The 12,470-nt window shown below is 60.5% G+C and carries 1 protein-coding gene; it reads left to right on the top strand.

The features are described from left to right. Positions 1 to 244: 244 nt before the first annotated feature. Positions 245 to 12,376 carry a retention module-containing protein gene (locus tag J2Y56_RS25750; protein WP_310353484.1) on the top strand — a complete coding sequence of 4,044 codons (12,132 nt, stop codon included), beginning with the start codon at positions 245 to 247 and terminating at the stop codon, positions 12,374 to 12,376. The last annotated feature ends 94 nt before the right edge of the window (positions 12,377 to 12,470 follow it).

Below are 12,470 nucleotides of genomic sequence, written 5' to 3'. Positions count from 1 at the left end.
ACGCTCTGCAGGACAGCTCACCACCTAAATATCAATGTGACATTACTGGAACGACTGTTTAGGATGGCACCGCCAGGTCAATTGTTTGGCATATAGTTAATTGCGAAAAAGCATAGACAATTTATTGACGATTAGATGCGTCAAACTTGTGTCTACTCTTGTTTGAAAGTACGCCCTGTCTGGGCAGGCCAGGTGCCACTTGGTCCATGGACGTCAACTGAACGCATTACCCGGAGAGTCTTCAATGAGCAGTGTTGTTGCCATCGTCAAAAGCATTGTCGGTCAAGTTTTCGCGGTGTCCCCAGAGGGTGTCCGTCGTGTACTCGTTGAAGGCGATCGACTGTTTGTCGGCGATCAGGTAGACACTGGTGCGGCGGGTGCCGTAACGCTCGAATTGGCTGACGGCCAGTCCCTGGATCTGGGGCGCGACACTCAGTGGAGCGGCAGCGCTCCGGACTCCAGCAGCAGCCTGGCAGAAGCCACCGCACAAGCGGCTCCATCGGTTGAAGAACTGCAGCAAGCCATCGTTGCCGGCGCCGACCCGACCAAAGACCTCGAAGCCACTGCAGCCGGCCCTACGGCTGCCGGCACGGGCGGCGCGGCAGGTGGCGGTCACAGCTTCGTCATGCTGGATGCAACTGCTGGCCGGGTGGACCCGACCATTGGTTTCCCGACGGCGGGCTTTGGCCCCGCTGCTTTGGCCGCACAGAACACTGTCGATGGGCAAACAGCCGACACCAACCCGATCGTGCAACGTGATTCGACCCTGAGCCTGAGCGCCACGCCGACCATCACCGAGGCCGGCGGCGTACTGGTTTACACCGCGAACCTGACCCAGGCGCCGCTGACCGACCTGACCATCACCTTGTCCAACGGCTCGGTGATCGTGATCCCGGCTGGCCAACTGACCGGCAACGTCAGCGTGCCGGTAGCGCCGAACGATTCCGTTTATAACGACCCGACCCAGATTGATGTGACCGTCACCGGTACCACGGGCGGCAACGGCATCATCGTTACCCCGCCGACAACCCCGGCCGTCACTCAGGTCACCGACACCGTCGATGCCACCACGGTCACGCTGACCGCAGGCGCCAACGTGACCGAGGGCAGCGTGATCACCTACACCGCGACCCTGACCAACCCGGCTCAGACTCCGGTGACTGTGACCTTGAGTAATGGCTCGGTCATTACCATCGATGCGGGCAACACCACCGGCACCGTTAACGTTCCGACCGCCGCTAACGATGTCTATAACAACGGCAGCACTGTCACCACGACCATTACCGGAGCCACGGGCGGCAACTTTGAAAATCTGGTGCCGAATCCGACACCGGTTGTGACGACTATCACTGATTCGATCGATAACACCGGCCTGAGCCTCACCGCCACCGGCAGCATCGTCGAAGGCGGGCCGATTACCTACACCGCGACCCTGAGCAACCCGGCCGGCACGCCGATGACCGTGACCTTGAGCAATGGCTCGGTCATTGCCATTGAAGCGGGCAAGACTACCGGCAGTGTCATCGTCGACACTGCAAACAATGACGTCTACAACAACGGCAGTAATGTCAGCACCACCATCACCGGCACCACCGGCGGCAATTTCGAACAACTAACCCCGAGTGCTGAGCCGGCGCTGACCACCATTACCGACTCGGTCGACAACACCGGCCTGAGCCTTACGGCCACTGGCAGCATCGTCGAAGGCGGCCAGATTACTTACACCGCGACCCTGACCAACCCGGCCGGCACGCCGATGACGGTGACCTTGAGCAATGGCTCGGTCATTAACATTGAAGCGGGCAAGACCACTGGCAGTGTCATCGTCGATACAGCAAACAATGACGTCTACAACAATGGCAGTACCGTCAGCACCACCATTACCGGCACCACTGGTGGCAATTTCGAACAATTTACCCCGAGTGCTGAACCGGCGCTGACCACCATCACCGACTCACGCGATGACACGGGTCTGAGCCTGTCCGCGTCCTCTGAAGTAGCCGAAGGCGGTCAAATTCTGTACACCGCCACCCTGACCAATCCGGCTGGCACGCCTGTCACCGTTACGTTGAGCAATGGTGCGGTGATTACCATCGCTGCCGGCGCCACCACCGGCAGCGTGAGCGTCCCGGCACCGGCCGATGACGTCTACAAAGACGCCGGCAAGATTGAAGTCACCATCCAGGACGCCGCGGGCGGCAATTTCGAGAACCTGATCACCGATTCGGCCGCCGCTGTCACCAGCGTCACCGACACCCTCGATACCAGCACCGTATCGCTAACCGCCACCTCTGATGTTGCGGAGGGTGGCACGGTTGTTTACACCGCTTCCGTCACCGCACCGGTGACGGGTTCGCCAGTAGTTGTCATTCTGTCCAACGGCCAGAGCATCATCATCCCGGTCGGCGAAAGCAGTGCCAGCGTGAACTTCACCGCGCCGAACGATGTTCTGGCCGGCGGCGCCGCCCTGAGCGTCAAGATCGACGACGCCACGGGCGGTAATTACGAGAAGCTGGATGTCGACGGCACGTCGGTGAACACCTCCGTCACCGACACACCGGACACCACCACTCTCAGCCTGAGTGCTACTGAGTCCGTCGCTGAAGGCGGCTCTATCGTTTACACCGCGAACCTGACCAACGCTGCCGGCACCGCGATGACCGTCACGCTGAGCAATGGCGCCGTGATCAACATCGCAGCGGGTGCCACCAGCGGCTCCGTGACTTTCGCGGCACCGACAGATGACGTCTATAAAGACGCCGGCAACGTCGAAGTCACCATCAAGGAAACCACTGGCGGCAACTTCGAAAACCTGGTGGCCGACAATACGCCAGCCGTTACCGAGGTAACCGACACCGTTGACGCCACCACCGTCTCCCTGACAGCCACCGGCAACGTCAACGAAGGCGGTTCGATCATTTACACCGCGACCCTGAGCAACGCTGCCGGCACGCCAGTGACCGTGACCTTGAGCAACGGCGCAACCATCAACATCGATGCTGGTAAAACCACGGGCACTGTCAAAGTCGATGCACCGAAAGACGACGTCTACAAAGACGCTGGCAAAGTTGAAGTCACCATCAAGGACGCGGCTGGCGGCAACTTCGAAAACCTGGTGAAAGACCCGACGCCTGCCGTTACCAACGTGGCCGATACCACCAACACCACACGCCTGACCCTCAGCGCTGACACGGTGGTCCTTGAAGGTTCGCATATCACCTACACCGCGACCCTGACCCACGCCGCGCAAACCCCGGTCACCGTCCGCCTGAGCAACGGTGAGACCATCACCATTGCCGCCGGCAAAACCAGCGGTTCGGTGACCATCGCGGCGCCGAGCGACGACGTCTACAGAGACACCGGCTTGCTCGCCGTGAAGATGACCGACGCCAGCGGCGGCAACTTCGAGAAACTCGACGTCAGCAATGTCCCCGCAATCACCATCGTCTTTGACACCATCAACACGACGTTACTGTCCCTGTCGGCCAGCACCACCGTCAGTGAAGGTGGCCAGATCACTTACACCGCCACCCTGACCAACCCGACAGACACGGCCATGACCGTGAAATTGAGCAACGGCGCGGTTATCAACATTGCCGCCGGCACGGCCAGCGGCTCGGTCAACTTCGCTGCACCGGCTGACACGCCGTACACCGATGGCGGCAAAGTCGCGGCGATCATCATCGGCCACAACGGTGGCAACTTCGAAAACGTCGCAGTCAATTACGCGCCGGCGGTGACTAGCGTCACCGATACGGCAGACACCACCGGCCTGAAACTGAGCGCTACCTCTTCGGTCGGCGAAGGCGGTTCGATCGTCTACACAGCAACACTGACCAATGCCGCTGGCTCCGCGATGAGTGTGACGCTGAGCAACGGCGCGGTGATCCAGATTGCCAAGGGCGCGCTCACTGGTTCGGTGAACTACGCCGCACCGTCGGATGACGTTTACAAAGACGCTGGCAAAGTCGAAGCCAGCATCACCAAGACCACCGGTGGTAACTTCGAAAACCTGGTGGCCGACACTACGCCAGCCGTTACCGAGGTAACCGACACCGTTGACGCCACCACCGTCTCCCTGACCGCCACCGGCAACGTCAACGAAGGTGGTTCGATCATTTACACCGCGACCCTGACCAACGCTGCCGGCACCGCAATGACCGTCACGCTGAGCAATGGTGCAGTGATCAACATCGCAAAGGACGCGACCAGCGGCTCCGTGACCTTCGCAGCACCGAAGGATGACGTCTATACAGACGCCGGCCAAGTCGAAGCCAGCATTATCAAGACTAATGGCGGCAACTTCGAAAACCTGGTCGTGAACCCGGTCCCCGCCGTGACCTACGTGGGCGACACCATCAACACCACACGCCTGACCCTCAGTGCTGACTTTTTGGTCCTCGAAGGCTCGCAAATTACTTACACCGCGACCCTGAACCACGCCGCGCAAACCCCGCTGACCGTCCAGTTGAGCAACGGCGAGAGCATCACCATTGCCGCGGGTAAAACCAGCGGCTCCGTGACCTTCGCAGCACCAAAAGATGACGTCTATAAGGACGCCGGCAAGGTCGAAGTCACCATCAAGGAAACCACTGGCGGCAACTTCGAGAAACTCGACGTCAGCGACGCCCCTGCCACCACCTTCGTCCTTGACACTATCAACACGACCTTACTGTCCCTGTCGGCCAGCAACACCGTCAACGAGGGTGGCCAGATCACATACACCGCCACCCTGACCAACCCGACAGACACGGCCATGACCGTGAAGTTGAGCAACGGCGCGGTCATCAACATTGCCGCCGGCAAGGCCAGCGGTTCGGTCAACTTCGCTGCACCGGCTGACACGCCGTACGTCGATGGCGGCAAAGTCGCGGCGATAATCATCGGCCACAACGGTGGCAACTTCGAAAATGTCGCGGTCAATTACACGCCAGCGGTCACCACCGTCAAAGACACCCAGAGTGACACGGGGTTGAGCCTGTCAGCGTCCCCTGAAGTGGCCGAAGGCGGTTCAATCGTCTACACCGCGACACTGACCAATGCCGCTGGCACCGCAATGAGTGTGACGCTGAGCAACGGCGCGGTGATCCACATTGCCAAGGGCGCCCTCACCGGCTCGGTGAACTACGCCGCCCCCAAAGATGACGTCTACAAAGACGCAGGCCAAGTCCAGGCAAGCATCACCAAGACCACTGGCGGCGACTTCGAGAACCTGGTGGCCGACAAGACGCCAGCCGTTACCGACGTGACCGACACCATCAACAACAGCACCGTGTCCCTGACCGCCACCAGCAGCGTGGCAGAAGGCGGTACCGTGGTTTACACCGCCTCCGTCACCGCGCCAGTGACCGGCTCGCCGGTCGTGGTGGCCTTGTCCAACGGCCAAAGCATCATCATCCCGGTCGGCGAAAGCAGCGCCAGCGTCAACTACACCGCACCGAACGACGCCTTGGCGGGTGGCGCGACGCTGAGCGTCAAGATCGACGGCACCACCGGCGGTAATTACGAAAACCTGGTGGCCAATCAAACGCCGGCGGTCACTTCGGTGACCGATGTCAAAGACACCACCACCGTCAGCCTGAGCGCTACAGACTCGGTCGCTGAAGGCGGCTCTATCGTTTACACCGCGACACTGACCAATGCTGCCGGCACCCCGGTCACTGTGAACCTGTCGAATGGCGCCGCGATTACCATCGCGGCGGGCGCGACTGTTGGCACCGTGACCGTCAAGGCACCTGCCGATGACGTCTACAAAGACGCCGGCAAAGTTGAAGTCACCATCAAGGACACCACCGGTGGCAACTTCGAGAACCTGGTGCCGAGTACTGCTGCAGCAGTGACCAACGTCACCGACACCCTCGACACCTCGACCGTCACCCTGACAGCCACCAGCAGCGTGGCCGAGGGCGGCACCGTGGTTTACACCGCGTCCGTCACCGCGCCAGTCACCGGTTCGCCAGTCGTCGTGACCCTGGCCAACGGCCAGACCATCACCATTCCAGTAGGTGAAAGCAGCGCCACCGCGAATGCCCTGGCCTCGAACGATGTACTCAGTGGCCACGCACCGGTAGTCAACTCGATCACCGGCGTCAGCGGTGGCAACTACGAAGAACTGGTCGCCGATCCAACGCCTGTCAGTACCACCGTGACCGACACCGTCGACACCACCACCGTCTCGCTGACCGCCACCGGCAACGTCAACGAAGGGGGTTCGATCGTTTACACCGCGATCCTGACCAACCCGGCCGGCACGCCAGTAACCGTGACCTTGAGCAACGGCGCGACCATCACCATCGATGCCGGTAAAACCACCGGCACCGTCAAAGTCGATGCGCCGAAAGACGACGTCTACAAAGACGCCGGCAAAGTAGAAGTCACCATTAAAGAAGCCTCTGGCGGCAACTTCGAAAGCCTGGTGCCAAGCACTGTTCCGGCCGTGACCAACGTGGCCGATACCACCAACATCACACGCCTGACCCTCAGCGCTGACTTGTTGGTAGCTGAAGGCTCGCACATCACCTACACCGCGACCCTGACCCACGCCGCGCAAACCGAGGTGACTGTCACCCTGAGCAACGGCGAGTCCATTACCATTGCCGCTGGCAAAACCAGCGGTTCGGTGACCATCGCGGCACCAAGCGACGACGTCTACAGGGACGCCGACTTGCTCAACGTGAAGATGACCGATGCCCAGGGCGGCAACTTCGAGCAACTCAACGTCAGCAAGATCCCCGTCACCACCATCGTCGTTGACACCATCAACACGACAGTACTGTCCCTGTCGGCCAGCAACACCGTGAGCGAAGGTGGCCAGATCACCTACACCGCCACCCTGACCAATCCGACAGACACGGCCATGACCGTAAAGTTGAGCAACGGCGCGGTCATCCAGATCGCCGCCGGCGAGGCCAGCGGTTCGATCAACATCGCTGCACCGGCTGACACGCCGTACCTCGATGGCGGCAAAGTCGCGGCGATCATCGTCAGCCAAAGCGGTGGCAACTTCGAAAACGTCGCGGTCAATTACACGCCAGCGGTGACTACCGTCACCGATACGCCAGACACCACCGACTTGAAACTGAGCGCCACCTCTTCGGTTGCCGAAGGCGGTTCGATCGTCTACACCGCGACGCTGACCCATGCCGCTGGCAGCGCCATGAGTGTGACGCTGAGCAACGGCGCAGTGATCCACATTGCCAAGGGCGCCCTCACCGGTTCGGTGAACTACGCCGCACCGTCGGATGACGTTTACAAAGACGCCGGCAAAGTCGAAACCAGCATCACCAAAACCACTGGCGGCAATTTCGAGAACCTGGTGCCGAGCACTGCTGCGGCAGTGACCAACGTCACCGACACCATCGACACCTCAACCGTCACCCTGACTGCCACCAGCAGCGTGGCCGAAGGCGGCACTGTGGTTTACACCGCTTCGGTCAATGCGCCTGTCACCGGCTCGCCGGTGGTCGTGACCTTGTCCAACCAGCAGACCATCACCATTCCGGTCGGCGAAAGCAGCGCCAGCGTGAACTACACCGCACCGAACGACCCTCTGGCAGGCGGCGCGACGCTGAGCGTCAAGATTGACGGTACCACCGGTGGTAATTACGAAAACCTGGTGGCGAATGACAGTCCGGCGGTCACTTCGGTGACTGACGTCCAGGAAACCACCAACCTGTCGTTAAGCGCCACCAATTCGGTCGCCGAAGGCGGTTCGATTGTCTACACCGCCACCCTGACCCACGCTGCCGGTTCCCCGGTCACCGTGACGCTGAGCAACAACGCGGTCATCACCATCGAAGCCGGTGCAACCACCGGCACCGTGACCGTCCCGGCACCGACCGATGACGTTTACGTAGACGCTGGTTCTGTTCAGGCAACCATCAGCACCGCCACCGGTGGCAGCTTCGAAAATCTGGTGCCGAGCACGGTTCCGGCAGTGACCAGCATCACCGATACCCTCGACACCTCGACCGTCACCCTCACCGCCACCGGTAGCGTGGCTGAAGGCGGCACCATCACTTACACGGCGACCGTAGGCGCGCCAGTGACCGGTACGCCCGTCGTCGTGACCCTGGCCAATAACCAGACCATCACCATCGCCATCGGTCAGACCACCGGCACCGTGAACGCCGTCGCACCGAACGATGCATTGACCGGTCATGCTCCGTTGACCAACGCGATCACCGGCGTCAGCGGTGGCAACTACGAAAAACTGGTCGCCGATCCAACGCCCGTCAGTACCACCGTGACCGACACCGTCGACATCACCAACCTGTCGTTGAGCGCGACCAATTCGGTCGCTGAAGGTGGTTCGATTGTCTATACCGCCACTCTGACCCACGCTGCCGGTTCCCCGGTCACCGTGACGCTGAGCAACAACGCGGTCATCACCATCGAAGCCGGTGCAACCACCGGCACCGTGACCGTCCCGGCACCGACCGATGACGTTTACGTAGACGCTGGTTCTGTTCAGGCAACCATCAGCACCGCCACCGGTGGCAGCTTCGAAAACCTGGTGCCGAGCACTGCTGCGGCAGTGACCAGCATCACCGACACCCTCGACAAAACCGAAGTCAGCATCAGCGGCAGCACCTCGGTCACCGAAGGCCAGACCGCCAATTACATCGTCAGCCTGACCAACCCTGCCCACGGCGAAGTGACGCTGAACATCGTCTACAGCGGCACCGCTGCCGACGGTTCGGACTTCACCGGCGTGTATGTGGTGAAGATCCCGGCAGGCGCCAGCAGCGCCAACTTCAGCGTCGCAACCCTGGATAACAGGATCACCGAAGGCACTGAAAACTTCGTGGTCCGGATCGACTCAGCCACCGGAGGCAACTTCGAGAACCTGGCGGTCAGTACGACGAACGGCAGCGTCAGCACTTCGATCATCGACAACGATGCACCACCAGTGCTGGACCTCGACGCCAACAACTCCAGCGGCGCCACCGGTGCCAACTACAACTTGACGTTCACCGAAGGCACCAGCGGCCCGGGCCTATCAATAACCGACGGCGATTTCACGATTACCGACTCGGACAGCACCACGCTGACCGGCGCGACCATCGTGCTGACTAACCGCCAACCAGGTGACAACCTGAACCTGGGCAACAGCGTTGATGGCATCAGCATCAACAGCAATCACTTGGATGGCTCGATCACGCTGATCCTGACGGGTACGGCGACGCTGGCTCAGTACATTGAGCGCATCAAAAACATTACGTTCACCAATAACAGTGAGGACCCTAGCGCCGTGCCGCGGACTATCACCGTGACGGTGACGGATGGCAGCACCTACTCCAACACCGCGACCACCACGGTCAACGTGGTGGCGGTCAACGACGCACCGGTCGCCGCACCGGTTAACGTCACCGGTACCGAAGACACCCCGCTGATCCTCGGCTGGTCGACCTTCGGCGTCCGCGATGTCGACAGCCCCGACGCCAGCCTCGGTGTAAAAATCACCGGTCTGCCGGCGGACGGCAAATTGCAGTACCTGAACGGCTCGACCTGGACCGACTTGACGCCGAACCAGACCATCACCAAGGCTGACATCGACGCGGGCAAGTTGCGCTTCATGCCGGACGCCAACGAGTCTGGCGCCAACGGCTATAACAGCGGCACGGGCAACAATCTGGCGGATTACGCGCAGATCCAGTTCCAGCCAACCGATGGCACACTGCTGGGCAGCACCGGCACGATCAAAATCGACATCACCCCGGTGGCCGATGCGCCAACGCTGAACGTCGCCAGCAACAACGTGACGTCGACAGGCTTGATCAAGGAAGTCTGGACTGGCTTGGCCGGCCTGGGCACCAACGGAAACGGCGCGCCATCCGACACGCTGAAATCGGTGATCGATGCCGCCGGTAAACCGAACTCCAGCAGCACCGTCGGCAACGTGCAATCCAGCGGCGATGTGGCTGCGGGCACCGCGTCGAAAACCTCCGGCCTGATTTACCTCGAAGCCGGCAAGACTTACACCTTCAGCGGCAGCGGCGATGACAGCCTGCTGGTGACCATTGGCGGCAAAACCGTGGCCAGTGCGTTGTGGGGGAATGGCGGGGCCATCACGGGGACGGGCTTCGTGCCGACTACCACTGGCTACTACACTCTCGACATCTACCACCACAACCAAAGCGGCCCAGGCAGCTATGACGTTAACCTGTCGGTCAATGGCGGTGCAGCGGTCGACCTGAGTAGCGCCGGCGTGCCGCTGTACACCGGCGTGGCGGATCTGGCCGCTTCCGGCGTGACGGTTTCCGACCTGCACGGCACCAACGGCGAAGGCTACTACGACGGCTACAAACTCAACACAGGCGCCGAAGGCACCAGCGTTCATCTGTCCGCAATCACCACCGCACGGACTGACGTCGACGGTTCCGAAAGCCTGAGCGTGAAGATCAGTGGCATTCCGGCGGGCTCGGTGCTCACCGATGGCGCGGGTCACACCTTCACTGCCACCGCGACATCCGGCGAAGCCATTGTCACCGACTGGAACCTCAGCTCCCTGACCGTAACCCCGCCTGCGTATTACAACGGCCAGTTCAACCTGACCGTGACTTCGACTTCCACCGAGACACTTGGCGGGTCGGCACTCAGTACCGCGACGATCCCGGTCACCGTTTACCCGGCGGTCTACAACACGCTCACCTTGACTGCGGGTGACGACGTTCGGGATGGCACCAGTGGCAATGACATCGTGGTGGCAGATATCGGCGGCCTGACGGTCGTACCGGGCCAGAATTACAACCTCGCGTTTATGGTCGACAGCTCGGGCAGCATGAGCTCGTCCTCCGTAACGTCAGCGAAGAATTCCCTGGTAGCCGTGTTCACCTCGCTGATCGCCAGCGCCACCTCGCTAAGCGCGAATGCGGGCACCGTGAAAGTGTTCCTCGTGGACTTCGATTCGCAGGTCAACAAATCGATTTCGATCGATCTGTCGAAAGCGGGCGCTCTGGACGCATTGAAGGGGGTCCTCAACAGCATGCAGTCTGGTGATTACACCAACTACGAAGACGTGTTCAAAACCACCGCAAACTGGTTCAAAGGCCCTGACGCACTGAGCAACCCCAACGCGATCAACCTCACCTACTTCATCACCGATGGCAAGCCGACTGCTTATACGCAAAGCGAACAAACCAATCCGCTGGTCGTCGACTTCAAATCCAATGGCGGTACCGACATTTACCTCGACACCGTATTGAAGCAAGGCTCCTACACACCAGGAACCGAGTTCAGAATGGACATCGGCGGTGTGAGTCGCCTGGTTGTTGATGCCTCGGGTAATTTGTACAAATGGTCCGAGAGCTCGAAAAATGAATGGAGCTCGAAACAGTACGGCTCCGGCCTGCAAGTTCACGCTCAGGGTGACGGCACCTATGAACTGTCGGATAACGCAGGCAGCGGCTATGCCGACAGTACCAGCGCGAACAATGCGGTAGAGGCGTTCGCGTTGTTTGCTGCCGCAAACTCCAAAGTGCAAGCCATTGGCGTGAACAGCGGTGTCTCGGAAAGCGACCTCGCACCGTATAACACCACCGATGGAAAACCGCTGGCCAACATCAACCCGGCAGATCTGGCCAACGCAATTCTCGGCCACAGCGAAGCGACCCTTCCGGGCAAGGACACCATCAACGGCGGGGATGGCAATGACATCATCTTCGGCGATCTGGTGAGCTTCAATGGCGTGACGGGTGAGGGCTACACCGCGCTGCAGGCTTTTGTCGGCAAGGAAACCGGTGTCGAAACCAACAAAGTCACCTCAAGTAACGTGCACCAGTACGTCACTGAGCACTACTCCACGCTCGACGTGTCTGGCGCTCACGATGGTATCGATAATCTGTTGGGTGGTGCCGGCAACGACATCATCTTCGGACAGGGCGGTAACGACAATCTCTACGGCGGTAGCGGCAACGACATCCTGCTCGGTGGCACTGGCAATGATTTGCTGGAGGGTGGTGTCGGCAATGACACCCTCATCGGTGGCGCGGGCACAGACACCCTCAACGGTGGAACTGGCAACGACACGCTGATCGGCGGCTTGGGTGGCGACACCTTCGTCTGGAAAGCGGGCGACACCGGCACCGACGTGATCAAGGACTTCAATGCCAGTCAAGGCGACCGCATCGACCTGCGTGATCTGCTGCAGAACGAGAGCGGCAGCACCATCGATAACTTCCTGAAGATTTCCACGGTGGATGGCGTGTCGTCGCTGCAAGTCAGCTCCGGCGGCCAGTTCAACTCCGGCAACGCGGCGGCTGCGACACCGGATGTGACGATCAAGCTGGAAGGTAACAACTGGTCCTCTGCCAACCTGAATAACCTGATCGCCGGCAGCGATCCGACCATCAAGGTTGACCACAACAACAGCTGATCCAACGTAAAACGGCCGCCCTTATGGGGCGGCCGTCACGTTTGTGCCTTTCTCCACGGTGACGATTTCGTCGCCGCACCGCATACTCGCGTCC

Origin of the sequence: Pseudomonas sp. BE134 (assembly GCF_031456105.1) — a bacterium.
Taxonomy (GTDB): Bacteria; Pseudomonadota; Gammaproteobacteria; order Pseudomonadales; family Pseudomonadaceae; genus Aquipseudomonas.
Note: the sequence above shows the minus strand (reverse complement) of the source record. Positions and strands in the feature narration are given on the sequence as shown.